At 62.4% G+C, this 25,983-nt stretch carries 25 protein-coding genes and 1 pseudogene; 16 read left to right on the top strand and 10 right to left on the bottom strand.

The features are described 5' to 3' along the window. Positions 1–58: 58 nt before the first annotated feature. Positions 59–1,837, top strand: a pseudogene (locus BM364_RS13845) (cation:proton antiporter domain-containing protein); the annotation flags it as partial. A 777-nt stretch (positions 1,838–2,614) separates the two neighbouring features. After that, on the top strand, positions 2,615–3,055 hold the full coding sequence (locus tag BM364_RS13840) for an RrF2 family transcriptional regulator (protein WP_092425593.1): 441 nt from the start codon (positions 2,615–2,617) through the stop codon (positions 3,053–3,055). A gap of 156 nt (positions 3,056–3,211) precedes the next feature. On the opposite strand, the gene purU is transcribed toward BM364_RS13840, so the two are convergent. The 5 genes from purU to BM364_RS13815 form a co-directional block, all read right to left on the bottom strand. Then, the gene (purU, locus tag BM364_RS13835; RefSeq protein WP_092425592.1) at positions 3,212–4,066 is read right to left on the bottom strand and encodes a formyltetrahydrofolate deformylase; all 855 of its coding nucleotides are present in this window, start codon (positions 4,064–4,066) and stop codon (positions 3,212–3,214) included. A gap of 336 nt (positions 4,067–4,402) precedes the next feature. Continuing rightward, positions 4,403–5,209 (bottom strand): ABC transporter permease subunit, encoded by an 807-nt coding sequence (locus BM364_RS13830; RefSeq protein ID WP_092425590.1) that lies wholly within the window; start codon positions 5,207–5,209, stop codon positions 4,403–4,405. A 1-nt stretch (position 5,210) separates the two neighbouring features. After that, a complete protein-coding gene (locus BM364_RS13825) occupies positions 5,211–6,161 on the bottom strand; it encodes an ABC transporter permease subunit (RefSeq protein ID WP_092425589.1) in 951 nt (316 codons plus the stop codon). Between the two features lie 178 nt (positions 6,162–6,339). Further along, positions 6,340–7,494, bottom strand: a complete 1,155-nt coding sequence (locus tag BM364_RS13820; RefSeq protein ID WP_092425587.1) for an ABC transporter ATP-binding protein — start codon at positions 7,492–7,494, stop codon at positions 6,340–6,342. 61 nt (positions 7,495–7,555) lie between these two features. Further along, the gene (locus BM364_RS13815) at positions 7,556–8,647 is read right to left on the bottom strand and encodes a polyamine ABC transporter substrate-binding protein (RefSeq protein WP_092425586.1); all 1,092 of its coding nucleotides are present in this window, start codon (positions 8,645–8,647) and stop codon (positions 7,556–7,558) included. Positions 8,648–9,084: 437 nt separating this feature from the next. On the opposite strand from BM364_RS13815, the gene BM364_RS13810 reads away from it, so the two are divergent. From BM364_RS13810 to BM364_RS13800, 3 genes are all read left to right on the top strand, one after another. Further along, the gene (locus tag BM364_RS13810) at positions 9,085–10,032 is read left to right on the top strand and encodes a pseudouridine-5'-phosphate glycosidase (RefSeq protein WP_092426348.1); all 948 of its coding nucleotides are present in this window, start codon (positions 9,085–9,087) and stop codon (positions 10,030–10,032) included. Continuing rightward, complete coding sequence (locus tag BM364_RS13805; protein WP_092425584.1) at positions 10,029–10,937, top strand: carbohydrate kinase family protein; 909 nt, start codon at positions 10,029–10,031, stop codon at positions 10,935–10,937. The genes BM364_RS13810 and BM364_RS13805 overlap by 4 nt, the downstream gene beginning before the upstream one ends. A 61-nt stretch (positions 10,938–10,998) precedes the next feature. Further along, positions 10,999–11,472: a hypothetical protein gene (locus BM364_RS13800; protein ID WP_175528614.1), complete on the top strand. Its 474-nt coding sequence runs from the start codon at positions 10,999–11,001 to the stop codon at positions 11,470–11,472. Between the two features lie 19 nt (positions 11,473–11,491). On the opposite strand, the gene BM364_RS13795 is transcribed toward BM364_RS13800, so the two are convergent. From BM364_RS13795 to BM364_RS13785, 3 genes are all read right to left on the bottom strand, one after another. Further along, positions 11,492–12,121, bottom strand: coding sequence for a DUF2726 domain-containing protein (locus BM364_RS13795; RefSeq protein WP_092425582.1), 630 nt, complete (start codon positions 12,119–12,121; stop codon positions 11,492–11,494). Between the two features lie 98 nt (positions 12,122–12,219). Next, on the bottom strand, positions 12,220–13,026 hold the full coding sequence (locus tag BM364_RS13790) for a siderophore-interacting protein (RefSeq protein WP_092425580.1): 807 nt from the start codon (positions 13,024–13,026) through the stop codon (positions 12,220–12,222). A gap of 80 nt (positions 13,027–13,106) precedes the next feature. Continuing rightward, positions 13,107–14,000 (bottom strand): hypothetical protein, encoded by an 894-nt coding sequence (locus BM364_RS13785; protein WP_092425578.1) that lies wholly within the window; start codon positions 13,998–14,000, stop codon positions 13,107–13,109. A gap of 140 nt (positions 14,001–14,140) precedes the next feature. Here BM364_RS13785 and BM364_RS13780 point away from each other — a divergent pair, with 140 nt between their 5' ends. After that, positions 14,141–15,112, top strand: a complete 972-nt coding sequence (locus BM364_RS13780) for a zinc-binding dehydrogenase (protein WP_092426346.1) — start codon at positions 14,141–14,143, stop codon at positions 15,110–15,112. Positions 15,113–15,129: 17 nt separating this feature from the next. On the opposite strand, the gene BM364_RS13775 is transcribed toward BM364_RS13780, so the two are convergent. Continuing rightward, on the bottom strand, positions 15,130–16,443 hold the full coding sequence (locus BM364_RS13775) for an NAD(P)H-dependent oxidoreductase (protein ID WP_092425576.1): 1,314 nt from the start codon (positions 16,441–16,443) through the stop codon (positions 15,130–15,132). A gap of 144 nt (positions 16,444–16,587) precedes the next feature. Between BM364_RS13775 and BM364_RS13770 the strand changes: the two genes are divergently transcribed. The 7 genes from BM364_RS13770 to BM364_RS13740 all read left to right on the top strand — a co-directional run bounded on the left by BM364_RS13770 (position 16,588) and on the right by BM364_RS13740 (position 22,836). After that, positions 16,588–16,878 (top strand): STAS domain-containing protein, encoded by a 291-nt coding sequence (locus BM364_RS13770; protein ID WP_092425575.1) that lies wholly within the window; start codon positions 16,588–16,590, stop codon positions 16,876–16,878. Beyond that, positions 16,875–17,240: a response regulator gene (locus BM364_RS13765; RefSeq protein ID WP_092425573.1), complete on the top strand. Its 366-nt coding sequence runs from the start codon at positions 16,875–16,877 to the stop codon at positions 17,238–17,240. Before BM364_RS13770 ends, BM364_RS13765 begins: the two co-directional genes overlap by 4 nt. A gap of 32 nt (positions 17,241–17,272) precedes the next feature. Continuing rightward, entirely contained in the window at positions 17,273–19,615 is a 2,343-nt protein-coding gene (locus tag BM364_RS13760) for a chemotaxis protein CheA (RefSeq protein WP_092425571.1), read from the top strand. 77 nt (positions 19,616–19,692) lie between these two features. Then, positions 19,693–20,181, top strand: a complete 489-nt coding sequence (locus tag BM364_RS13755; RefSeq protein ID WP_092425569.1) for a chemotaxis protein CheW — start codon at positions 19,693–19,695, stop codon at positions 20,179–20,181. Between the two features lie 139 nt (positions 20,182–20,320). Then, entirely contained in the window at positions 20,321–20,833 is a 513-nt protein-coding gene (locus tag BM364_RS13750) for a hypothetical protein (protein WP_092425567.1), read from the top strand. A gap of 65 nt (positions 20,834–20,898) precedes the next feature. Continuing rightward, complete coding sequence (locus tag BM364_RS13745; RefSeq protein ID WP_092426345.1) at positions 20,899–21,690, top strand: phosphodiester glycosidase family protein; 792 nt, start codon at positions 20,899–20,901, stop codon at positions 21,688–21,690. Between the two features lie 57 nt (positions 21,691–21,747). Further along, entirely contained in the window at positions 21,748–22,836 is a 1,089-nt protein-coding gene (locus tag BM364_RS13740; RefSeq protein ID WP_244542885.1) for an AI-2E family transporter, read from the top strand. A gap of 5 nt (positions 22,837–22,841) precedes the next feature. On the opposite strand, the gene BM364_RS13735 is transcribed toward BM364_RS13740, so the two are convergent. After that, complete coding sequence (locus tag BM364_RS13735) at positions 22,842–23,195, bottom strand: hypothetical protein (protein WP_092425563.1); 354 nt, start codon at positions 23,193–23,195, stop codon at positions 22,842–22,844. A gap of 138 nt (positions 23,196–23,333) precedes the next feature. On the opposite strand from BM364_RS13735, the gene BM364_RS13730 reads away from it, so the two are divergent. From BM364_RS13730 to BM364_RS13720, 3 genes are all read left to right on the top strand, one after another. Then, entirely contained in the window at positions 23,334–23,948 is a 615-nt protein-coding gene (locus BM364_RS13730) for a chemotaxis protein CheD (RefSeq protein ID WP_210186441.1), read from the top strand. Between the two features lie 149 nt (positions 23,949–24,097). Continuing rightward, positions 24,098–24,940, top strand: a complete 843-nt coding sequence (locus BM364_RS13725) for a CheR family methyltransferase (protein WP_092425559.1) — start codon at positions 24,098–24,100, stop codon at positions 24,938–24,940. After that, a complete protein-coding gene (locus BM364_RS13720) occupies positions 24,937–25,983 on the top strand; it encodes a protein-glutamate methylesterase/protein-glutamine glutaminase (RefSeq protein ID WP_092425557.1) in 1,047 nt (348 codons plus the stop codon). Before BM364_RS13725 ends, BM364_RS13720 begins: the two co-directional genes overlap by 4 nt.

The raw sequence follows: 25,983 nt of genomic DNA, 5'->3' as shown, positions 1-25,983 counted from the left end.
GCGGGGCAGCTCCATACCCCATCATTGCCGTAGACTTTAGACCCCGAAGGATAGGCCGATGCACCACGATACCCCCCTGATCTCAACGATCGTCGCGGGTTTGGTGCTGGCCTATATCTTCGGCATGATCGCCAATCGGCTGCGCATGCCGCCGCTCGTTGGCTATCTTTTCGCCGGCATTCTCGTCGGGCCCTACACGCCGGGCTTCGTCGCCGATCAGGCGCTAGGGGCGGAGCTTGCCGAGCTTGGCGTTATTCTGCTCATGTTCGGGGTGGGCCTGCACTTTTCGCTCAAAGACCTGATGAGCGTGCGGGCGCTCGCCATTCCGGGCGCCGTAGTGCAGATGAGCGTTGCCACAGCGCTCGGCGCGGGGCTCGGGCTGTTGCTGGGCTGGGACCTGGGCGCGTCCCTGCTCTTTGGCCTTGCCCTATCGGTTGCATCCACCGTCGTGCTCCTCAAGGCGCTGCAGGACCGGCGGCTGATCGAAAGCGAAAAGGGCCGGATCGCCGTCGGCTGGCTGATCGTTGAAGATCTCGCCATGGTGCTTGCCCTGGTGCTGATCCCCGCCATTGCCAGCCTCAACGGCACAGATACTGGCGTACACGACCCATTCGTGTCCTTCGTTACCCGCCTCATGGGCGTCGATATCGGCATCTGGGGCATTCTGGGGCTGACCGTCGTGAAGGTCGCCGCCTTTGTCGGCTTCATGCTGGTCGTCGGCCGCCGGATCATCCCCTGGGGGTTGCACCTGACCGCTCATACCGGCAGCCGCGAACTGTTTCGCCTTGCCGTGCTGGCCATCGCCCTGGGCGTGGCGCTGGGGTCGGCGGTGCTGTTCGGCGTGTCGCTGGCGCTGGGCGCTTTTTTTGCCGGCATGATCCTGTCCGAAAGCGAGCTCAGCCACAGAGCCGCCAATGAAACGCTGCCGCTTCGCGATGCCTTTGCAGTGCTGTTCTTTGTGTCCGTGGGCATGCTGTTTGATCCCGCGATCATCCTGAGTCAGCCGCTGGCGATCATTGCGACCGTGTTCATCATCGTCATCGGCAAGTCGCTGGCCGCCTTCGCGATCGTGCTGTTGTTCCGGCGACCCGCGGGAACGGCGCTGACGATTTCGGCGTCCCTTGCCCAGATCGGCGAATTTTCCTTTATCCTTGCCAGCATGGGCGTGAGCCTTGCGATCATGCCGCCCGAGGGACAGGACCTGATCCTTGCCGGTGCCCTGATCTCCATCGTGCTTAATCCCGTGGTCTTCTGGCTCGGCGATCTGATGCGTCCGGCCGTCGAGGCCCGTTTCGGCGGAACAAGGCCTGCTCCGGCCGAGCCGCGCTCAGAGCCGCACGAGCCGACCATGGCGGCCAAGGGTCCGGCGACCACCGACATTCCGACCGAAGCCGCCGTCGAGCGGGGCGCCCATGGTCCCGACGACGATACAGGCGAACCTGTGAGCGCAACTGGACATACGGTGCTGGTCGGCTATGGCCAGGTGGGGCGCATCGTGGCCGACGGCCTCAGCCAGGCGAACCAGAGTGTCGTCGTGATCGAGGATTCCGATCAAGACGTGGCGGCGGCCCGGGCGGCGGGCCTCGAAGTCGTTTATGGCAATGCGGCGCGCCAGGATGTGCTTAAGCTCGCCAATCTCGGTGCGGCGCGGAACCTGCTGGTTGCCATCTCCAACGCATTCGAAGCCGGCACGGTTTGCGAAAGCGGCCGCAAACTCAATCCCGGAATCAGCATCATCGCGCGGGCCTATTCCGAAGAGGAAGAGGACTTCCTGCGTGGGCTTGGCGCAACAACCGTCATTCGCGGCGAACGCGAGATCGGCAAGGGCATTCTCGAGCTCGTCCGTGGCGAGGCCCTCGCTCAGCCGGCAGCTCCCGAGCCGGAAGAACCGCGCCTGCCGCCGGGCGACAATCTGCTCGCGCAAGCGGCGGCGAGCCTGTCGACGGCTGCACCGGTCGCGATGATCGCCGCTGAAACGCTTGAGCCGGCCGAGCCAGCCATTCTTGAAGCCGCCCTCGGACCGGCCGCGCCTAGCCCCGCTCCGGTCGAGGTGGTTGAAGAGGCTCAAGCGGTGGCCGAGCCGGTCCATCCGGTCGACGCTCTCTCGCCCGTGCCTGATGTCGCGCCTATAGTGGTGGTGGAGGCGGTGCCGGTGATCGAATTGCCGCCCCCGGCCGAGCCGGTGAGCGAGCCTTCCGTTCCTGCCGCCGAACTTGTTCCGGTCGACCCTGTCGTGCCGGATGAGGATGAAACGACGACCACCAGCGAAACGCCGGCGGCAGGGGACGAGGTGATCGTCCTGCCGCCTGTTGAAACGGCAGAGGCGGCTGAACCGACAGATGCGGCAGAAGCAGCTGCGGCGGTCGAAGCGATCGAGGCGGCCGAGCCTGCTCAGCCGGGATTGGCAGAGAACCAGCCTGACGGGATCGAGGTGCTCGATCCACCCGGAAGTGGCGAGGGGCCCGACGCGCCTGGGCCTGAGGCCGAGGCCGGTATCGAGCCCGAGGCGACCCCAGAGACAGCAACACCGGACGACGAAGCGCCTTCAGAAGACGTGCAGAGCGAAGACGCGCCCGCCGTGCCGCCGGTCAAGCCCGAGCCGAGGACCTGAGCCATGATCTCGCAAAAGGCCAAATATGCGCTGCGTGCCCTGGTGGCGCTGGCTCGCGCGGGCCGGGGCGAAAGCCGGATGATCGGCGAAATTTCGCGCGATCAGGCGATACCCAAGAAGTTTCTCGAGCAGATCCTGCTCGAACTCAAGCGGGCGGGCTTCGTGTCGAGCCGGCGCGGGCGCATGGGGGGCTATGAGCTGGTCAAGGCTCCCGAAGAGATCATGTATGGTGAAATCCTGCGGCTGATCGATGGGCCGATCGCGCCGCTGCCATGCCTGTCCAAGATCGCCTATCGCAAATGCGCGGACTGCCAGGACGAGGCGGCCTGCGAAATTCGCCACGTCTTCGAGCGGGTGACGCTGGCGACGCGGGCTGTGCTCGACCGCACGAGCCTTGCCGATTCACTCGATCTTCAGGACTTGCCGGTGGACGCAGTGGCCTAAATGCGTGGTTGCTGCCTACTTCCCCTTCTCCCCTGAGGGGAGAAGGTGGCCCAAAGGGCCGGATGAGGGGTTCAAGGTTTCGGACCGACCCGAAAATCAGACCCCCTAATCCTCTCCTCTCAGGGGAGAGGGAACGATGGGCGGGTGCCGAAAAAACTATCCAAAAACCACGGTCTTCTTGCCGTTGAGCATCACCCGGCTTTCGAGGTGCAGCTTTACCGCGCGCGCAAGCACGCGGCTTTCGATGTCACGGCCGGCGGCGACGAGATCGTCCGGGCTCATGGCGTGCGTCACGCGGGCGGTTTCCTGCTCGATGATCGGACCTTCGTCGAGGTCGGGCGTGACGTAGTGCGCGGTGGCGCCGATGATCTTGACGCCGCGCTCATGGGCCTGGTGATAGGGTTTTGCACCCTTGAAGCTGGGCAAGAACGAGTGGTGGATATTGATCACCTGACCATAAAGGCGCGTCGACAGATTGTCCGAGAGCACCTGCATGTAGCGGGCGAGCACGACCAGGTCGGCGCCAGTCGACTTGACGATCTCAAGCACCTTGGCTTCCTGATCGGGTTTGGTGTCCCGCGTCACCGGCAGGTGATGGAAGGGTATCCCGGCATCTTCGGCGATCTTTTGCGCGTCAACATGGTTGGAGATGATCGCGGCGACGTCGGCATCGAGCCAGTGGACACGGATCTGGTAGAGCAGGTGAAGAAGCGTGTGATCGAATTTCGAGACCAGCACGACGATTTTCTTGCGGCGGCTTTCGTCGCTGAGAGCGGTCTTCATGTCGAAGCGCTCGATGGGCGATTTGAGCGCCTTTTCGATGCCGTCGCGGCCCATGCCCTCCGGAGCAGTGAAGGCGAGGCGCATGAAGAAGCGGCCGGTTTCCCGATCCCAGAACTGGTTGGATTCAGCGATATTGGCGCCGAGCGCTGCCAATTCGGTGGTCACGGCGGCAACGATACCCGGCCGGTCGGCACAGGATAGGGTGAGAACGAAATTGGCCGCGGACAAGGCATGTCTCCGAGAAGAATGGTCGTGAGCGGTATCAATGGCTTGCCTCTCCCCGTCAAGCCCCGTCGCGCCATGCCCCGCCGCAGAAAAGGAAAAGGGCTGCCCCGCGGAGCAGCCCTTCCCTGAGTTACAGGCCTCGAGGCCTGCAGGAGGCGATGCTATCGAAGATCACTCCCAGACATCACCGACATTCCCAGATCCTCGAGAACCAAAAGCTCATAAGACACTGGATCACCTCCTTCACGTTGGTTGAACATGGGGAAAGCTTGCCCGCCTTTTTCAGAGCTGTCCAGTCACAAAAGTTTCACGTTTGCCGGGGCGACTTCCGGAACGATCCTAAGCCGGTTTTTTCGGCTTGCTGCGCAACTGGATGATGGTTGCGGCAAGCACTCCGAGTGCGACGATGCCGATGATGATGGTGGCGAGCGCGTTGACGTCAGGCGAGACGCCGAGGCGGACCTTGGAAAAGATGACCATGGGCAGGGTCGACGAGCCCGGGCCGGACACGAAGCTTGCGATCACAAGATCATCGAGCGAGAGCGTGAAGCCGAGGAGCCAGCCGGAAACCAGCGCCGGAGCAATGATCGGCAGGGTGACGTCAAAGAAGGTGCGAACCGGGGACGCGCCCAGATCCATGGCCGCTTCCTCAAGGCTCCGATCGAAATCGGACAGTCGCGATTGCACGACGACGCAGACATAGGCGGTGCAGAACGTCGCGTGCGCAATGACGATGGTGAGCATGCCGCGCCCCTGTGGCCAGCCGAGCAGGGATTCCATGGCGACAAAGAGCAGAAGCAAGGACAGGCCGGTAATCACGTCGGGCATGACGAGCGGTGCCGAGACCATTCCGGAGAACAGCGTGCGCCCACGGAAGCGGCGGAAGCGCACCAGCGCAATGGCCGCCAATGTCCCGAGGACAAGGGCTATGCTGGCCGAAACCGCTGCAATTTGCAGGCTCAGCCAGGCAGCCCCCAGGAGCTGCGGGTCGTTGAAAAGAGCGGCATACCACTTGGTCGAAAAGCCCGACCAGACGGTGACGAGGCTCGATTCATTGAACGAGAAAATGACCAGCGAGACGATGGGCGCATAAAGAAAGGAAAAGCCCAGCGCCGCTGCGATGGGGAGAAACCAGCCGCGACCCATGCTACTTCTCCACCACCGAGCTTTGCGCCCGCTGCAGCAGCATGATGGGCACGACAACGACCACCAGCATGGCCATGGCAACAGCCGCAGCGCGCGGCCAGTTGGTGTTGGTAAAGAACTCGTCCCAAAGGACGCGCCCGATCATCAACGTGCTTGGCCCCCCCAGAAGCGAGGGAATGACGAACTCGCCGATTGCCGGGATGAAGACCAGCATCGATCCGGCAATGACGCCGGGCATGGACAGCGGCAGGGTGACCGAGAGGAATGTGCGCAAGGGGCGCGCGCCGAGATCGGCCGAGGCCTCGAACAGCGACACGTCGAGCTTCACGAGCGTCGTATAGAGCGGCAGGATCATGAAGGGCAGGTAGGTATAGACGATGCCCACATAGACGGCGAAATCGGTCTGCATCATCACCAGTGGCTCGATGCCGAAAAGCCCGAGGAACTGGTTGATGACGCCATTGCCGCGCATGAATCCGGTCAGCGCATAAACGCGCAGCAGGAAGGACGTGAAAAACGGCAGCACGACCAGCATCAGGAGGATGTTGCGCCATTTGTCCGGCGCGCGCGCGATGGCATAGGCCATCGGGTAGCCGATGATCAGCGTAAGAATCGTCGAAATGGCCGCAATGCGGATCGAGGAGAGATAGGCGGCGACATAGAGATTGTCGGTGAAAAGCCGAATGTAGTTCGAAAGGTGCAGGGTGAGTTGCACCGTGCCTTCTTCGGTGGTCAGAAGCGGCGAATAAGGCGGGCGGCCGAACTGCTTGGTGGCCAGCGAAATGCCGAAGACCACGGCGAGCGGCACAAGGAAAAAGACCAGCAGCCAGAGGACCGGTGCGGCAAGCACCAGCATGCGGCCTGAAATGCCGACCTTGGCAAGGCCTCGCTCGACTGTGGTCCAAGGTTTCAGGCGCCGCGGCGGGGGATAGGTGGGGTCGTGAGTGGTCATTAAGTGTTGCTCCACTCTTGAGGTTGCGGCCCCCTCATCCGGCGCTGCGCGCCACCTTCTCCCCGAGAGGGAGAAGAACAAGAGGAGCTAGCCCGGAACGCGATGCCTCTTCCTCTCCCTCTCGGGGAGAGGGTGGATCGGGCGCAGCCCAAGACGGGTGAGGGGGAGGGCGAAAAGATCATACCGTCAGCACCGAGCCGGCTTGGTCGTCCCAGGACAGGTAGACTTTTTCTTCCCAGGTTATGGCGTCGGGTTTGCCGCGGATGGAGTTGGTCTGGCTGACGCGGATGCGCTTGCCGCTTTCGAGCGCCACCTGGTAAACCGAGATATCACCGAGATAGGCGATTTCCTCGACCGTGCCGGTGGTGACATTGGCGCCGTGATCCGTATGCGGCTTTTCCCGGCTCAACACCATCTTTTCAGGGCGCACGGCCCACCAGAGAAGCTGTTCGGGCGCGCAGTCGACGCCGTGCCCGACATAGATGTCGCAACCCAGTTCGCTCGAGCGGATACGCACATGGCCCGGTTCGTCCTCGGTGACGACGCCTTCGACCATGTTGACCGAGCCGATGAAGCCGGCAACGAAGCGGGAATTGGGGAATTCGTAGATGTCGGTCGGCTCGCCGATCATAGCGATTTCACCGAGATTCATGACGCCGATCCGGGTTGCGAGCGTCATCGCCTCTTCCTGGTCGTGGGTCACGACGATAAAGGTGACGCCGAGACTTTCCTGGATTTTCACCAGCTCGAACTGGGTTTCCTCGCGCAGTTTCTTGTCGAGCGCGCCGAGCGGCTCGTCGAGAAGCAGAAGTTTTGGGCGCTTGGCGAGGGCGCGCGCCAGGGCAACGCGCTGGCGCTGGCCGCCCGAGAGTTGGTGCGGCTTGCGCCGGCCATAATCCTGAAGCTTGACGAGACTCAAAAGCTCGGCGACGCGATCGTTGATCTCGCCCTTGGGCAGGTGATCGCGCTTGAGCCCATAGGCAATGTTCTGCTCGACCGACATATGCGGGAAGAGCGCATAGGACTGGAACATCATGTTGACGGGGCGATTATAGGGCGCGACATCGGTCATGTCCTGCCCGTCGATTTCGATCGTGCCCGAGGACGGCGATTCAAAGCCGGCCAACATGCGCAGCAGGGTCGATTTGCCCGACCCCGATCCGCCCAGCAGGCAAAAGAGCTCCGAGCGATAGATGTCGAGCGAAACGTCATGGACGGCGAGCACGTCGCCGAATTTCTTGGTGACGTTCTTGATCCGCACGAAGGGCTTGTTGTTGCCCGGATCACGCCATGGGCGGGTGTCGACGGCAAGTTGCTGGGACTTTTTGGCCATGGCGCACTCGTTCAAAGCAAATGGCGGGGCAGCTTCGAAAAAGCCGCCCCGACCGAGAAAATTACTGGCCGGTTTTGATGCGGGTCCAGGTGCGGGTCAAGACCTCTTCGAATTCAGGCTGATGCGCATTCATCACAAAGGCCTTCTCGATGGTTTCGGCTGGCGGGTAGATGCCGGGGTTGGACTTGACTTCCTCGTCGACGAATTCGAGCGCCGGCAGGTTGGGGTTGGCGTAGAACACGTAATTGGTGATCTCGGCCACAACTTCGGGCTTCAAGATATAGTCGATGAACTTATGGGCATTGTCCGGATGCGGCGCATCGGCGGGAATGGCGAGGAAGTCAAAGAGCGTCGCAGCGCCTTCCTCGGGGATGACATAAGTCACCTCGTTGCCCTGGCCGGCATTGGCGGCGGCGTCGGCGGCGATGAAGATGTCGCCCGAATAACCGAGCGCGAGGCAAATCTCGCCATTGCCCAGATCGTCGATATATTGGGACGAGTGGAAGTAGCGGATCGAAGGCTTGACCGCATTCATCAGCTCTTCGGCCTGTGCGAGGTCTTCTTCGCTTTCCGAATTGGGGTCAAGGCCGAGATAGTGAAGCGCGATGCCCATGACTTCGGAGGGGCTATCGAGCACGGCGACACCGCAACCGGCAAGTTTTGACACGGTTTCGGGATCGAACAGCATGTCCCAGCTGTCAAGATTTGCATCGGGCCCAAGCGCCTCGGTCACCTTGGCGACGTTGTAGCCGAGCCCGATCGTGTTGATCATGTAGGGCACGGCATGGGCATTGTCCGGATCCTGGCTTGCGGCGGTCGCCATGACGGCCGGATCGAGATTGCCCAGATTGGTCAATTTGGACTTGTCGAGCGGCAGGATCAGGTTGGCGCGGATCTGGCGCTCGAGGAAATTGCCTGAGGGAACGACGATGTCATAGCCGGAATTGCCGGCCAGAAGCTTGGCATCGACGATCTCGTTGTTGTCGTAAACGTCGTAATTGACCTGGATACCGGTTTCCGCGGTGAAATTGGCGATGGTATCGGCGGCGATATAGTCGGACCAATTGTAGACGTTGAGGACCGCTTCTTCCTGCGCGAGGGCAGGGCTTGCGGCCACTAGAGCGCCAATGGCGAGGGCGAGCGTCTTGTTCATACCTCAAAGGCTCCTATGAATAGTCGGTGAAGGCGGTTCCCTCGGTCCGAGGGATGGGTTCGCGCCGCAAGGCGGCAGGCTATGCGGCAAGCCGCGATCAGGCCCGGGCGCTCATCTTTGAGTGCCCGAAAGCTGGAGTGTCGGTAAAAACGGGTACAAAAACCAAGGGCGCCAAAAGGCACCCGCAAGGCTCGCTGCGATCTGCCTCGCACGAGGCTGAAATCGAGGCGCGTCCGAGGCGCCAAAACCAAAAAACCTGGTCAGCGAAGTGCCCTTTCCCTCTCTGATCGGATGGCACCGTAAAGTCATTCTTTTTCCGCCACAAGACCCGCCAAACAGAAGTTTTGTGGGGCTTGACCGCAAAAGACGGCGAGCGCAAAAGCGCAGGCAAGAATGGCAGGTTTACGCTGCCGCAACCGATGTGCAAGAGGTGCTCCATGAGCGGCAAGGCTTACCTTTCGATCTCGCCGGATGTGAAGGCGGCGCTCAGTGCCGGCAAGGCCGTGGTGGCGCTTGAATCCACCATCATCACCCATGGCATGCCCTATCCGCAAAATCTGAGCATGGCCAAAGAGGTCGAGGACGTGGTGCGCTCGACCGGCGCTGTGCCGGCAACGATCGCCATAATGGACGGACGGCTTTGCGTCGGGGTTTCGGGCGAAGATCTCGAGCGTCTTGCCCAGGAGGGTCATGCGGCCGCCAAGGCCAGCCGGCGCGATGTCGCTTCGCTCCTTGCCAGCGGCACGACCGCGGGAACCACCGTTGCCACCACCATGCAGATCGCTTCGCTCGCCGGCATTAGGGTCTTTGCCACCGGCGGCATTGGCGGGGTGCATCGCGGCGCCGAAAGCAGTTTCGACATTTCCGCCGATCTCGAGGAATTGGGGCGCACGCCCGTTGCCGTCGTCTGTGCCGGCGCCAAGTCGATCCTCGACATCGCCAAGACGCTCGAAGTACTCGAAACCAACGGCGTGCCGGTGCTGGGCTTCGGAACCGACCATTTCCCGGCCTTCTGGGCACGCGAAAGCGGGTTCGGCGTCGATCATCGCTTTGACGATGCCGAAAGCGTAGCGCGCATGCTCGCCATCCAGTCCGACCTCGACATGGGCGGCGTGCTGATCGCCAATCCCATTCCCGAGGCAGATGCCTGGGAGGCCAGCGCCATAGAGGGTTTTATCACCAAGGCCCTGACGGATGCAGATGAAAAAGGGATCAGCGGCAAGGCGACGACGCCGTTTCTCCTCCAGCGCATCTTCGAGCTGACCGAAGGAAAGTCCCTCGTGTCCAACATCGCGCTCGTCAAGAACAATGCGCGCGTGGCCGGCGACATCGCGGTAGCGCTGGCAAAAGTGCAGGCCGGCAAGCCGCCCGTCCGCCGCGCATGAACACAAAGGTTCTCGTTGTCGGCGATGTCATGACCGACATCATCGTCCGTCCCGAGGGGCCTCTGGTTCTCGGATCGGACCGGCGCGCGAGGATCGAAAGCAAGCCGGGCGGCTCCGGCGCGAACCAGGCCGTCTGGCTTGGCGCGAGCGGCGTTGCGGTAAAGTTTGCGGCGCGCGTCGGCGCGGCACAAAAGCGAGAGCACGAAGCCCGGTTTCTCCGCCAAGGCGTGACCCCAGTCCTTGTGGGTGACCCGATGCTCGCCTCGGGAACGCTCGTGACGCTTGTTGATCCGAACGGCGAGCGCAGCTTTCTCACCGATCGTGGCGCCAATCTCAACCTCTCGGCCGAAGATCTTGGCGATCACCTGCTCGATGGGGTCGGGTTGGTCGTCATTTCAGGCTACAGCTTTTTTGCGCCCGGACCGCGGGCGGCGGTGCAATCGCTGATCGAGCGGGCGCGCGCCCGGGATGTGGCGCTCGCTATCGATCCGGCCTCGACCGGGTTTCTGGCCGAAGTGGGACCCCGGAACTTTCTCGATTGGGTAGGCACGGCGGATTGGCTCTTTGCCAATGAAAGCGAGGCGCAGCTCCTGACCGGCGAGGCCGATTCTGAAAGGCAGATGCGCCAGCTTGGCGAACAGTTCGGCCAGGTGGTGATCAAGCGCGGGGCGCTCGGTGCCTCGTGCGGGGGCGCGGCGGGCATTGCGATCAGCCGGCCGGCTCCACAGGTTCGGGTGGTCGATTCGACCGGGGCGGGCGATGCCTTTGCCGCCGGTTTCATCGCTGGCCTGATGGGAAAAGCCGATCTTGAAACCTGCCTTGAGCGCGGCGTCGCCAATGGCGCGCGGGCCGTCCAGCATGTCGGTGGTCAACCCCAAGGCGAGACTGCCGTTATTTCTCCATGAAGCGCGCTCACCTTCCGCCCCTTCGAGCGTGAGGAACCCCGCAATGTTCAAGAAAATGATAATGGTTGGTCTCGTCCTGGCGGCCGGGATGGGTCAGACGGCGGCAGACGGCAAGATCTATGTGCAACTGCCCGACCTCTCCGGCTATTCCGGCACCGAGGCCAAAACCTTCCTCAAAGAGGTCGTGCTCGCCAATGTCGTGTCGAGCAATTGCGCGGGCTACGAGATCACTGACGAGGAGTGGTCGCTTTTGACCGATTCGGCAGATCTGCTCGCTTATGGCCAGCTCAAGCTCGCCGTCGGCCCTTATGACGACCAGTATTACAAACCGGCCTTTGCCGCGCTCGATGCGCCAGGCACCTGCGAGGCCGAGGGCCCCAAGGTCGAAGCGGTGTTGAACCAGCTCGTGAAAGACGGGGGCTCGCGCGAAGCGCTGCCGGACCAGGCAACAGCCTATGAGGAGTGGCGCGCCCTGATGGATCGCTTGCAGGCAGAAGCCGAAACGCCGACACCGGGCGAGACCAAGACCAAGTAATCAGCCGGACGCAGCGCGCCTAAGCCCGATCGCTGGCCTGACGCGGTGGAATGGCGCTGGGCGAGGCTGGTGGTTTGTTCCGGGCGATGGCCTCGCCCACCAGTCGGCCGATCTCACCTGCCGAGTGATAGTCAAAGATTTCAAGGAATTCGATCCCGGCGCGGCGTATGGCTTCGCGCTTGACGGCATCGCGCGCCGGAGCGTCGTTCTGATAATGGCCGCTTCCCTGATGCTCGATGGCAACCACGGGCATGCCGAACGTATCGATCACCAACATGTCGACGCGCTTGGAGTTGATCGAGAAATAGGCGTCCTTGTCCGGGGAAGACAGAAATTCACCCATGCTGGGCTGCGCCATCAGGCGAAATCCCGGCCCGCATTTTCGTAAATGCGTTTCGACGGCGCGGAACACGTCAAGTTCGGCGCGAGACATGAGCCGCTTCCTGGTGAAGGGCGCGCGCATGACGATGCGTAGCTGGTCGGCAGCATCCGGGGCGCTGCGCCGAGGAAGGTTCTTGGGCGCAAGCGGCGGCAGGGATAAGGGTTTTGCCTTGGGCGATCTGTGTTTGGCGCGACCCCGCCGCCAGAAGGCGGCAAGGAGCGCGAGCGCTGCAACAAAGACAAGGCCGACCGCTGCCAGAATGTCCATAGCTCCCCCCAGAGAGCGTCAGATTGGCCGAAAATCCAGGAGGAGGCTAGGGGCACTTTCTTGTTGTGCGATGCAGCTCAATCGAGTTGGACTATGGCTCAATGTGGCTCATGCGCGTCGGCCGTGCCGAGGAGCCAGTAACCGGCAGCCTTGACCCATTCGGGGTTTAACCCCCGATCCTCGACCAGATGCTGGCGGACCGACTTGCTCATCCCACTTTCCCCCGCGACATAGGCATAAGCCGCACCCGTCGGCAGGTTGAGCGCCCGGACCTTATCGAGGAGAAGGCTGGTGGTGCCGGCCGGGGCGCCATTGCGATGAACATAGATCAGATCGAGATCGGCCCGGGTTTCGAACCGTTGCTCCTCAACAGGCGCATCGACCTCGATGACGGCAACGACCGGCGCACCGTCCGGCAATTCCTCGATCCGGCGGCCGATCGCGGGGAGCGCCGTTTCGTCCCCGACCAGCAGATACCATTCAAAGGTCATGGGCACGACGATCGAGCCGCGCGGCCCCCCGATGACCAGCGTCTTGCCGACTGCCACATCGGCAGCCCAGCTCGAGGCAGGGCCATCTCCGTGCAGCACGAAATCAAGCTCGATCCAGCCGGCTTCCACATTCCAGTAGCGCGGCGTGTAATCGCGCATTTCAGGACGCGTGCCCGGTTCGAACTCGGCACCATTGGGCCCCATCGGCGGCAGGAGCGGGGTGACACCCTCGGGAAAAAAGAAAGCCTTGATATGGTCGGCATGGGCCGGCGACACAAAGCCAGTCATATCGCCCTCGAGCCGGACGCGCCGCATCAACGGCGTGATGTCGGTGACTGCAGTGACAGTCAGGAGGCGCAGCCTCGTGTCATGGCGAACGCGTTGCAGGGCGCGGGGATCGATGGCTTCGGTCATGTCTAATCCTGAATATGCAAGTCAGGAATAGCCAATCCTTTTGCCCGTGACAAGCGCTGGCAGACCCTCGATTGTGGGCCTCAGAGCTCGTCAGCCATCGCCGCCTTAATCTGAACGCTTGAGAGCTTGCGCGTCACATCCGCCGGGCCCCAGCTGAAGAGTTCTTCGAGGCGCATGGGCGCGTCAGTTGCCAATAGACTCACGATGAACTTGCCTTCGACGCGGGGAAAGGTGTCGATAAGCGCGCTCAGCGTGTTCTTGCTCAAATCGTCCATATTCGCCTCGGGCACGGCCCGCACTGCCGCGATATAGTCGGTCTTGCCCGCCTCGATATGGGGCACCGGGTCCTCGTCAAAGGGCAGGGAATAGATCAGGATGGGCGCCAGAAACAGGCGGATCAGGCTCTGCTCGTCCGCTTCGATCACCAGTTCTTCGATCGCGCCGGTCACCGGCACCGCGCCCGTGCGCGCGAGGCCCAGATCGGGAATGTCGCTAAGCTTTGCGGTCAGCCCCCAACTGCCAAGCGTTGCGCTCGAAATCGACAACGCGTTGATCATCGTCTCGCCGGTGTCGACATTCCACTGGTAGCGCATGCTCACTTCAAGCGGCTCGACCTGCATTTCGCTGACGTAATTGGCCACCGGGCTGCCGAGATCCGGCGCGATGCGAACGCCGGAAAGCATGATTTCAGCCTCTTCGAACTGGCGCTCCTGGATCAGGGCCGCTTCGAGATCGGGCGCGATGATGGCCCCTTCCTCGATCCGGACGCGCAAGCTCGTCCCGAGGCTGAAATAAACATCGACGAAACGGCAGCCGTCATCAAGGTTTTCGATCGCGCTCGTTTCGGTGGCGCTGAGAAAATCGCCCAGCGTCTCGGTCAGTTGCAGGCAGCCTGGCGACAGGTCCGGCGCTTCCTGTGCAAGGGCCGGGGTCGACAGAATGGCAAGGCCCGCAAGAACAGACAGGATGCGCATGATTCTCCTCTGGTTCTGCCCGACAGGCTCCGGCGTAAGGAGAATGCGTTGAAATTCCGAACTGCGTCAAGGACTTGCCAAAACGCAACTTGCGGCGGCGGCACAAGCGCCTATCTCAGGGCGGAAACAAGGAGCCAATGATGCTGAGCGCTGTTTATTCCCAATTCGGTTCGCCCCAGGACGTCCTCAAAACAAAGGATGTGTCGCGCCCCGAGCCCGGGCCAGGCCAGGTTCTGGTCAAAATGCTGCTCTCGCCAGTGCACAATCATGACCTGATGACGATTTCGGGCCAATATGGTTTCAAGCCGGAACTGCCCGCCGTGCCGGGCACCGAAGCGGTCGGAGTTGTCGAGGCGCTCGGTTCCGATGTGACGAACCTGAAGGTTGGCCAGCGGGTTGCCGGGGGCGCGGACGGCACCTGGGCCGAATATTATCTGGCCAATGCAGCGCGCCTCGTGCCGGTGCCCGAAGGGGTCAGCGACGAAACCGCCTGCCAATTGGTGTCGATGCCGCTCAGCGCTAAGATGCTGCTCGATACGCTCGACGTAGAGGCTGGCGACTGGATCGTCCAGAACGCGGCCAACGGTGCGGTGGGCAAGCTGATGGCTCAATATGGCGCGGCTTTGGGAGTCAACGTTCTGGGCCTTGTGCGCCGGGGCGAGACGGTCGGCGAAATGGCCGATCTTGGCATCAAGAACGTCGTCGCGACCGATGAAGAAGGCTGGCAGGACAAGGCCAGAGCTTTGACGAATGGCGCGCCGGTCATCCGGGCGATTGATTGCCTCGGTGGCGACGGGGCCGTGCAATTGCTCAGCGTTGCCTCGGACGGGGCCGAGCTCGTCAGCTTCGGCGCAATGACCGGCCGGCCGCTCAAGATTTCGCCCAGCGACCTCCTCTTCCGTGGCATCACCGTCAAGGGGTTCTGGGGCGCCAAGCCGCCGGTCAAGCCCGAGCGGATCGGTCAGCTTCTCGGCGAATTGGTCAAAGACGCTGCTGCCGGCAAGCTCGTTCTCGAAATCGAAGCCGCCTATCCGATAAGCGAGGTGGCCGCAGCCGCAAAAGCCAGCGGCGAGCCGGGCCGCAAGGGCAAGATCGCCATCAAGGGCACCTGAATCAAATCGTGCTGGGCCTAAAGGCCCAGCATCTTGTCCTGTGCCTGACGCAGCGCAAAGAGCCGCGTCGATGTATCGGGCTGGCTATTGGCCGTGGTCAGCAACGCGCCCTTGGCAACGGGCGCCGTGACCTTGCCCCCTTCGAGCAGACCCACGGGAATGGCGCCTGCCGCACGGGCGTCGACGGCGGTCATGGCATAGGAGCGATAACAGGTCTCCCCGATCGCATCGAGACCTTCGCCGGGCAGGAGGTCGCGCTTGGCGACGGCACAGACCTCGGCGACGGGGCGGGGCAGGGGCACCATGTCCGGCTTGCCGGTGAGCATGATGCGCGCACAGGTCAGCGGCACTTCAAGGCTCGTCAGGTGATAGGGCCGGAAAAACGCGTAATAGGGACCATGGCCGATATGAAGATCGTCCATGCGCTCGATGATGCGCGGATGCTCGGCCTTGACGATAACGAATACCCCGGGAGCCACGCCCTTGCCGATGGTGAAGTCGACGACGCCGGAGCCATTGAGAATGCCGCCATCGGCCTTGGGGATCAGCACCTTGGCCATGTCGTCGCGATCGGCCTTGGGGCCGTGCATGCCCGGAATGTCGGGCATCAGACCGGTGGCGTTGGCAATGGCGGTCATCTCGACGGCAGTCTTGGAGCCATCGACGAATTCAACCAGCATGCGCGGGTTCATGTTCCGACGCGTCGCTTCCTCGCGATAGTCGTCGGGAACGGCGTCATGCTTGAGCGGATTGTTCTTGCCCTTGCCGGCGGCAACGATCTCGAGCCCCAGCGCTGAAACGAATTCGATCAGCTCCATGCAGGAGGAGGGCTCGTCGCCCGCTCCGACCGAATAAACGACGCCCAGCCGATCGGCCTCGGCCTTGAGATAGGGCCCGATGGTCACGTCGGCTTCGACATTCATCATCACGAGGTGCTTGCCGTGTTCCATCGCCTTGAGGCTGAAATCGGCGGCAACGCCGGGCTTGCCCGTGGCGTCGATGACGACGTCGATATTGTCGGAGACAACGAGAGTATCGGCAGAGGTGACGGCGATCTTGCCCCGTTCGATGGCGGCTGCGACCTGGGTCGGGGTGTCGACCACCTCGCCATGGCTCTCGTCGCCATAGGCGATCTGCATGGCATGAAGCGCGGTATGGGGGCGGCGGGTGGCGATGGCCGCCATCTCGACGCCTTTCATCAGGCTCATCTGAGTGACGAGGTCGGTGCCCATTTCGCCCGAGCCGATGACCCCCACGCGGATCGGCTTGCCGCTGTCGGCACGGGCGGCGAGGTCGCGGGCGAGCCCTGTGAGGGCAATCTTGCTGGTCATGATCTTTGTCCGATTTCTGAATGGGACAGGTACAAGCCCTTGGGTGGCGCTGCAACACCCGATTTCCGGGGCTTTTGGGTTAGCACTTCTTAAACCGTTCCATTCGAATATGACTGCGGAGCGAACTCCGGGGGCAGGCCAGCTATGGCACATCAGAATGGAATTGCGATTACCTTGCCAGAGGTCATCGACCTCGACGCATTGGATGGCATTCGCGACAAGCTGATCGACGCAATCGAAGACGGCCCGGTGACCCTTATGGCAGGCGCGGTGCAGCGCGTGTCCACCAATGGGCTTTTGATGCTGATCAGCGCAGCCGAGAGCGCCCGCCGCAACCATAATGAATTTGCTGTAGACGCGCCGAGCGCGGCCATGCTGGCCGCCATCGATCGACTGGGGCTTGGCGCGCAGTTTTCCGGGATGATGAAACCATGACCTTGCGCGTTCTGACCGTAGACGATTCTCGAACTATCCTGGCCATGCTGCATCACACCCTGAGCAATGCCGGCTTCGAAGTGCTGCAGGCCGAGGACGGCAAGCAGGGGCTCGATGTGCTGATGAGCCACGATGTCGACGTGGTGATCACCGACATCAACATGCCGGTCATGGACGGCATCGAGTTCATCAAAAATGTGCGCGCCTCGGGCCAGTATCAGAGTCTGCCGATCCTGATCCTGACCACTGAAACATCGCAGGACAAGCGCGACCAGGGCAAGGCCGCCGGCGGCACGGGCTGGATCGTCAAGCCCTTCGATCCGGACAAGCTGATCAGCGTCATCAATCGCGTGGTCCACTAACACTTCTCTTTGCCGAAAGCCGGTAAGCCGCCATGAGCGACCTGGACGATTTCAAAGCCACCTATTTCGACGAATGTTCGGAGCTGATGAACGAGCTTGAAGAGCAGTTCGCCGCGATCGAAGGTGGCGAGCGCGATGCCGACCGGCTCAATGCCGTGTTCCGCGCCATCCACTCGATCAAGGGCGGTGCCGGCGCTTTCGGGTTTTCCGGCCTTGTGGGCTTTGCCCATGCCTATGAAACCCTGCTCGATTATGTACGCGACGGCCGGGTCGAGATGACCGACGACGTCGTGAGCCTGTGCATCCGCGCCAACGATATCGTGGCCGATCACATCAACGCCGCCCAGACCGGGGAAGAACTTGATGCCAGCTATGGCATGGAGGAAAAGCAGCGCTTCGACGCGATCGCGCGCGGGCAGAGCGGCTCGGATGACGACGAGTGGAGTGGCGAGATCATCGAGGAATTCGATATCGAGTTTACCCCCGTCCGCGTCGATCTCGCGCTTGCGGACGAGGACGAGCCGGCCCCCCTTGCCGCCGAAGCGGAAGTGGATGCGTTCGACGCGCCACCCATGCCGATCGAGCCAGGGCATTGGGAAGTGCGGTTCACGCCGTTCCGCCAGCTTTATTCGCGCGCCAACGATCCTCTTCTTCTCTTCCGCGAGCTGGCAAGCCTGGGCGAAATCAATGTGCGCGCCGTTATGGCCGATATTCCGCCCCTGAGCGATTTCGAGCCGTTTGGGGTCTATTGCTCCTGGGAAATCACGCTTTTTGCGCCAGACCTGACGGAAGCGGCGATCCGCGAAGTCTTTGAATTCGTCGATGGCGACTGTTCCATCGAGATCGTGCCGCTTGGCCACGTGGTTCCGCCGGCAGCCCGCGCAGCCGCGCCGGCCGCGCCAAAGGCGGCCGTGAGCCCCAAGCCTGCCGATCTTCTGGCCCTGACCGAAGACGAGATGGCCGCAGCGCCCAGGCCGGTTGCGCCAGCGGCCGAGCCGGTGCGTCCGGAGCCGGAGCCTCCCGCTTCCGAGCCTGAGTTGTCCGCGTTGTCCTTTGCCGACCTTGCCGACGAGATCAAGGCCACCGAGCCGGTGCGTGCGCCAGCCCCGATTGCGGCGCCCAAGCCCGCGCCCCAGACGCCCAAGCCCGCAGCCGCGGCCGGCGAAACCGGCGAAGAGGGTGGCAATCGCAGCGTCGGCGTGCAGTCGATCCGCGTCGATCTCGATAAGGTCGATCGCGTGGTCAACATGGTTTCCGAACTCGTCATCACCCAGTCCATGCTGACCCAGCAGATGGATGAAAATCTGCGGGCCCGCTATACCGAGCTTGTCCGCGGTCTCGAAGTTCTGGCCCAGACCACGCGCGGCCTCCAAGATTCGGTGATGGCGATCCGCGCCCAGCCGGTCAAATCCGTGTTCAGCCGCATGCCGCGCCTCGTGCGCGAACTGGCGACCAAGACGGGCAAGAAGATCAAGCTCGAGACGATCGGCGAGAACACCGAAATCGACAAGACGGTGATCGAGCAATTGTCCGATCCCCTGACGCACATGATCCGCAACTCGGCCGATCATGGCATCGAGAACCCGGAAAAGCGCAAGGCGAACGGCAAGTCCGAGATCGGCACCATCCGCCTCTCGGCCGAGCAGGCCGGCGGCAATATCCTCATTATTGTCGAAGACGATGGCAATGGGATCAACCGCGAAAAGGTATTGCAGCTTGCCCGCGACAAGGGGCTCGTTGCCGCAGACGTCACCCCCACCGACGAGCAGATCGACCAGCTGATCTTTGCCCCTGGTTTTTCGACCGCCGATGCGGTCAGCGACATTTCGGGGCGCGGCGTCGGCATGGACGTGGTTCTGTCCAACATCAAGAAGATCGGCGGCTCGGTGCATGTCCGCTCCTGGACCGGCAAGGGCTCGCGCATGACGCTCAGGCTGCCGCTGACCCTGGCCGTGCTCGATGTCATGCTGGTCAAGGTCGGGGAAAGCCCATATGTGGTGCCGCTCTCCTCGATCGTTGAAACCATGCAATGCTCGGGCGCCACATTCGAGCGCGTTCCTTCGGGCGGCCAGGTGCTGCAGGTGCGGGGGGAATATGTGCAGGTGATCGATCTTGCCGCGCGCTTTTCCATGCATTCCACCAAGCAGCCCGACGAGCGTTTCGTGGTCCTCTGCGAAAGCGAAGGCAGCCAGAAGGTGGCGCTGGTGGTGGACGACATCATCGGCCAGCAGCAGGTGGTCATCAAATCGCTCGAAGAGAATTTCGAGCAGGTCGAAGGCATTGCCGGCGGCACGATCCTTGGCGATGGCAATGTTGCGCTGATCGTGGACGTGCAGGGCCTGCGCGTGACCCATATCCAGCAAAAAGCGGCCTGACGGCCAGTGTGAGTAAAGGCGGCTCAAGAGCCGCCATGAGTGAGTAGCCGGCCTGTGGCCGCAGAAAGGTTCAACACATGGAAGCCCTTAGCCTGCGTGAGGAAACCGGGGAGAAGTCGGCCGTTGTCGGCCAGAATACCCTCCAGCTCATCGCCTTTTCGATTGGCGAGCAGACCTATGGCGTGGAAATCACCACGGTGCGCGAGATCCGCGCCTGGAATGGGGCGACCCCGCTGCCCAACACGCGCGACTTCGTGCGCGGGGTCATAAACCTGCGCGGCACCATCGTGCCGATTTTCGACCTGCGGGCCCGCTTTGGCGATGGCCAGACCTCGCCCACCAAGAACCATGTCGTGGTGGTGATGAGCGTGGGCGACAAATGGGTCGGTATTCTCGTCGATGCGGTGAGCGATATCCTGACCGTGTCGCGCGACGACATCCACAATGTGCCCGAAGGCAATGCCATCGACACCGAACTCCTCAATGGCATCGTCACCCATGACAGCCGCATGGTGGGGCTGATCGACCTGCACGCCGTGGTTTCGGGCGCCAAGCTCGACGCCTGAGCCCAGCCGACAGTCCGAGTGACCGAGGGCGCCGCGCGGCGCCCTTCTTTCATGGGGTTTCGCGCCGGCGGCGCCCCAGGTGCAACCTTCGCCGCGCGGTTCCAGTTTGCCCTTTGCGACAATTCGAAAGGAGCCAGACATGAGCCGAAGCCGCCGCGACATAGAGCGCCTGCTCTCCAAGGATGAAAGCGAACTGGTCGAACAGGCCAAGCAGCCTGCGCTCGGCCAGGTATCGGACACAGATCTTTCGGCGCTCGCCAAGCGCCTGCGCGAAGCGCGCGACAAGGCGCAGACCATCGCCCAACGGCAAAGGCGGGAAATGCGCGGCAAGGCCGCCCCGCAGGGGGCCAAACCTGCCTCCGACAATAGCGGTAGCGTGGAAAAGAGTGCGCTCCTCGCCTCGGCCATGCAGCGCGTCAACAAGGAAAGCGCCCGCCGCCGCGCCAAGGACGGGAAATCGGACCTCGTCAACAATGCGCAAAAGGCGCTGAAGGCAAAGAAAGCAAAGCCCGATCCGCAGGCCAACCGGCCCCAGTCGCGAACGGCCGACGAAGGCATGACCGTCATCGAAAACGAGAAAAAGCCGACCGACGGCGCCCTCGAGCAAGAAGGCTTCAAGCCGGTTCTGGAGCGTAGCCGCAAGGTTCGCTAAGATGAAGTGACCAAAGCCCCGCATGGTTCTGCCGTGTGGGGCTGCCACTTCGGGGCGGAATGCGCATGACCATGACCAGAATTTTCCTTAGAGCTGCGGCCTTGCTGCTCTCGCTTGTTGCCCTCGTTACCCTCGCGCAGCCGGGCGCGGCGAGCCCTTGCGAGCACCAGGATTTCGATCGCCTTGGCTTTGTGGTCTGTTCTGTCGATCCGGCCCAAGCCGATCTGCGTCTCTTCTGGCAGAATCCGGAAGGGGACGCCTATCGCTCGTTCAGCGCCGTTTCCGACCAGCTCGAGCGCAGTGGCGAGCGCCTCGTTTTCGCGATGAATGCGGGCATGTACCAGTCCGACTTTTCGCCCATGGGGCTTTATGTGGAATCGGGAGAAGAGCTGCGCTCGCCCAATCTGCGCGACCTTTCGGGCTCGCCCTCGGGCGTTCCCAATTTCTACAAAAAGCCAAATGGGGTCTTTCTCCTGACCGACCAAGGCGCACAGATCCTGCCGACCGAAACCTATCTCGAGCGCCGGCCGCCGGTGCGCTTCGCCACCCAGTCGGGGCCGATGCTGGTGATCGATGGCACGCTGCACCCCGCCTTTATCGAAGGTTCGACCGATCGCCGGCCGCGCAGCGGCGTGGGCGTGTGCGAGAACGGGTTGATCCGCTTTGCCATCAGCGACCGGGCCGTCAATTTTCATGATTTTGCCCGGCTTTTTCGGGATCACCTCGGGTGCGCGAATGCGCTGTTTCTCGATGGTGGGCGCGGCACCGGGCTTTACGATCCGGAACAGGGGCGCAACGACTTTTCCTGGCACGGAGGTTTCGGGCCAATGTTCGGTCTTGTCGAGCGGCCCGGCTGACGCGGCCACCTATCGCTGCTGCCGGAAAGCCACGTCCCATGAAAAGAGCTGATGCCCGTGTCCAGAACCACTATCGAAACCATCAGCTTCATCGCGCTTGTTGTTTCGATCAGCCTGCTGTTCGGCTGGCTGCTGCTGCCCTATTATAGCGCAATCCTGTGGGCGGTGATCCTCGCCATTCTCTTTAATCCGGTGCATCAAAGGCTTGTGCGCCTCCTCGGTGGGCGGCGCAGCATTGCAGCGGTGATCAGCGTCATCACCTGCATCTGCGTCGTGCTGATCCCGGCAAGCCTGGTGATCGTATCGCTTTCCGCCGAGGTCAGGGCGCTGTACCGGCAGGTGCGGGACAGCAACTGGACCCTGACCGGCGCGCTCGACCAGTTCCAGGCCATGCTGCCGGACTGGGCGGACGACGCGCTGGGCAATCTCAATCTCAGCACGCTCGAGGATATCCAGCAGAGCCTGACCTCGGGCCTTTCTTCGGTGGCGCAGAATATTGCGAGCGGGGCCTATGGGGTGGGCCAGACCACGCTGCACGTCTTCATCATCCTCGCGCTGATGCTGTATCTGCTGTTCTTTCTGTTCCGGGACGGCCGCAATCTAGCGCTGGCCATGCGCAACGCGGTGCCGCTCGACCGCAAGAGGACCGATCATATTGCGGCCAAGTTCGTTTCGGTGGTCAAGGCGACGGTGCGCGGCAACCTCGTGATCGCCGTCATCCAGGGGGGGCTCGGGGGCATCACCTTCTGGCTTCTGGGCATCGATGCGCCGCTTCTGTGGGGCGTTGTCATGGGGGTGCTCTCGCTTCTGCCCGCGGTAGGTGCAAGCCTGGTCTGGGCGCCGTTTGCTGCCTATCTCGGCTTTAGCGGGGAAATGACCAAGGCGATCGTCTTGCTGGTGGTAGGGGCGCTCGTCATTTCCATGATCGACAACCTGCTGCGCCCTCTGCTCGTCGGCAGGGAAACCAGCCTGCCCGACTATGTGGTGCTGATCTCGACCATTGGCGGGCTTTCGCTCTTCGGCATCAATGGCTTCGTGCTGGGGCCGCTCGTGGCAGCGCTCTTTATCGCGGTCTGGTCCCAGTTCACCGAGGACCGGCTGAGCCGCTCGGGGCAGGGGAGCCGGACAGCTGGGATCGAAGACTGAAGGGCTCAGAAGAGCTCGACTTCTCCGCTCGCCTGCTTGGCGGCGACGCCCGACAGGGACGGCACCCGCAATTCGTCCAGCGTCAGGCTTTGCCAGATCTCGTCGAACACGCTTTCAGGCGCAGTGGGAGGCAGAAGCGAGAACTGGCGGGCGGCCAGAGCCATGTTGCGGCAGCGCTGCTCGATGCGATCCTGGCCCTGAAGGGCGGTTACGATCATCATCAGCGCCTGCTTGACCGAGGCGTCCTTGCCGACACTTGAATCCGAAAGCAGTTCCAGGGCCTCGGTTATGCCTTCCAACATGGCAGCGGACTGGCGGGCTGTTTCGTCGAGCTCTCTCGCAAGTTTCTGCAAAGACATACGTTCATAACCTCAGACTTCAGCCCGAATCTAACCGGGAAATCCTAAACGGTCCTTGCCGAAACCGGCACTGTGCAAAGGGCTCACCTCGTGGTTAGCGTTTGGATAACGACTTAACGCTAAGCTCCGAACAAAATCGTGCAGACAGGTATCGCTCGACCCATGGGCCAGAACAATTCGCTGCCCCCCGAATTCGACCGGGGCGTCGTCACTACGGTTCACCAGGGCGACTGCCATGTCTCCGCTCAGGCCGATGTCACCTTTTCGACAGTTCTGGGATCCTGCATTTCGGCCTGTGTGCGCGACCGTGCCGCCCAGGTCGGGGGCATGAACCATTTCCTGCTTGCCGAACAATCCGGGTCGGCCCGGGACCGCTATGGCGCTTCAGCCCGCTATGGGGCCTTTGCCATGGAACAGCTCATCAACAAGGTCCTCTCCATGGGGTCAGGCAAGAAGTCCAATCTCGAGATCAAGGTGTTTGGCGGGGGCAAAATCAACTCGGCGCTCGACGATGTCGGGGCCAAGAACATCGAATTCGTCCGTCAGTTCCTTGTCGATGAAGGCTATGTGGCAGCCGGCGAGGATCTGGGCGGTACCTTTGCCCGCCGCGTGCTGTTCAAGCCCCATTCGGGCCGCGCCTTCGTCAAGCGGCTCGACAGCGACATGGGTGCCAATGTCGCGCGCGAAGAAATGGCGCTGGCGCGGCGCCGCGTCGTGGTGCCACAGCCGGTCGACGATATCGAGCTTTTCTGAAGCGTCGGCCGCCATTGCTTGCCTTGCGCAAATATAGGGCAAAGGCGCGAAGCGAATTTACGCAATCTAAGGAATGAACCGGCCACAATCGGCACCGCTCAACAGTCGGCAGGTCCAGATAGTGAGCGGGGGCAGTCGGGGTAGTTTTCATGGATCAGGGAGAGATTTCTCTCAGCGAACGCGAGTTCGCCCGGATCAAGGCCAGGGTCTATAAGGTCGCTGGTATTTCGCTGAGCGATGCCAAGCGCACGCTGGTGGTTTCAAGGCTTTCAAAGATCGTTCGCGCTCTGGGGCTCGACAGCTTCGATGCTTATATCGACCATCTGGAAAAAGGCGCTCCAGCTGGCGATGCGCAGGATTTCGTCAACGCCCTGACCACCAATCTGACGCGGTTCTATCGCGAGGATCACCATTTCGATCATCTGCGCACCTATGTGGGTGGATTGCTGGCCGCGCGCCCGCGAGGCTCGCGCCTGCGCATCTGGTCGGCCGGCTGCTCGACGGGGCAGGAGCCCTATACGATCGCCATGGATCTTCTGGCCGCCCATCCGGGGCTGAAAAGCTGGGACTTCAAGATCCTGGCCACCGATATCGACACTGCCGTGATCGCCAAGGCCGCGCGCGGGATCTATCCGGAAAACGAGCTGTCAGGTCTTAGTCCAGAGCGCGCAAAGCCCTTTCAGCGGCTGGGCGATGGCACGATTCAGGTGCCGCAGGCAGCGCGGGAGCTGATCAGCTTCAAGCCGCTCAACCTAATCGCGGACTGGCCCATGAAAGGGCCGTTCGACGCGATCTTCTGCCGCAATGTGGCAATCTATTTCGACAAGCCCACCCAGGGCGCCGTGTTCGGCCGGTTCGGCACCATGCTCGCGCCGGAAGGCTTTTTATATATCGGCCATTCGGAAAACCTGGGATCGGGCGGCGATGGTTTTCGGCTGGTGGGCAAGACGATCTACCAGTCCCGGCGCATGAACAAACGAGAAGCAGCATGACAATCAAGGTTCTGGTCGTCGACGATTCGGCGCTTATCCGCGAGGTGTTGAGCCGCATGCTGACGCGCGATGGGGATATCAGCGTCGTGGGCACGGCCACCGACCCGATCGAAGCGCGCGAAAAGATCAAGCAGCTCAATCCCGACGTCGTGACCCTCGATATCGAAATGCCCAATATGAACGGGCTCGATTTCCTCGAAAAACTGATGCGCTTGCGGCCCATGCCGGTGGTCATGGTGTCGACCCTGACCAAGAAGGGCGCTAGCGAAACGCTGCTGGCACTGGAACTGGGGGCGGTGGATTTCGTGGCCAAGCCGAGCGCCGAATTTGCCGGCGGGCTCGACGCTTTCGGGGCAAGCCTGCGCGACAAGATCCGCAATGCCGCCCGCACCGATGTGCGCGGTGCCGCGGTGCGGATCGAGGCGCCCAAGACCGTGGTGCGCACCGCGGCTGCTCCCGAAGGCGCGCTGATCGCCATCGGCGCCTCGACCGGCGGCGTCGAAGCCATCCGCACCGTCCTGACGGGCATGCCGGCCGATTGCCCGCCCGTGGTGATCGCCCAGCACATGCCCGCAGGCTTTACCGGCCGCTTTGCCGCACGGCTCGATGAGTTGTGCGCACTCAAGGTGGTGGAAGCGGAAGACCGCATGGTGCTCCAGCGCGGCCATGCCTATGTGGCGCGGGGCGATTATCACCTGCGCGTCGAACGCTCTTCGGGCCAGCTCAAGGCGCGTCTGAGCCAGGACGAACTGGCGAGCGGGCATCGGCCAAGCGTCGATGTGCTGTTTGAATCGGTCAGCAAGACGGCCGGCGCCATGGCTGTCGGCGCCATCCTGACCGGCATGGGCCGGGACGGGGCAAGAGGGCTCAAGCTGATGCGCGATGCAGGAGCCTATACGGTGGGTCAGAGCCAGGCTTCGGCGCTTGTCTATGGCATGCCGCGGGTGGCGTTCGAAGAAGGCGCGGTGGTCGAGCAGGCGCCCATCGAACAGATCGCAGGCAAGCTCGCCAATGCGCTGGTGCGGCTGCGCAGCGCGGCGTGA

It is taken from the genome of Devosia crocina, from assembly GCF_900116545.1.
Taxonomy (GTDB): domain Bacteria; phylum Pseudomonadota; class Alphaproteobacteria; order Rhizobiales; family Devosiaceae; genus Devosia; species Devosia crocina.
The sequence above is the reverse complement of the archived record's forward strand: the minus strand, read 5'-3'. Positions and strand labels throughout refer to the sequence as shown.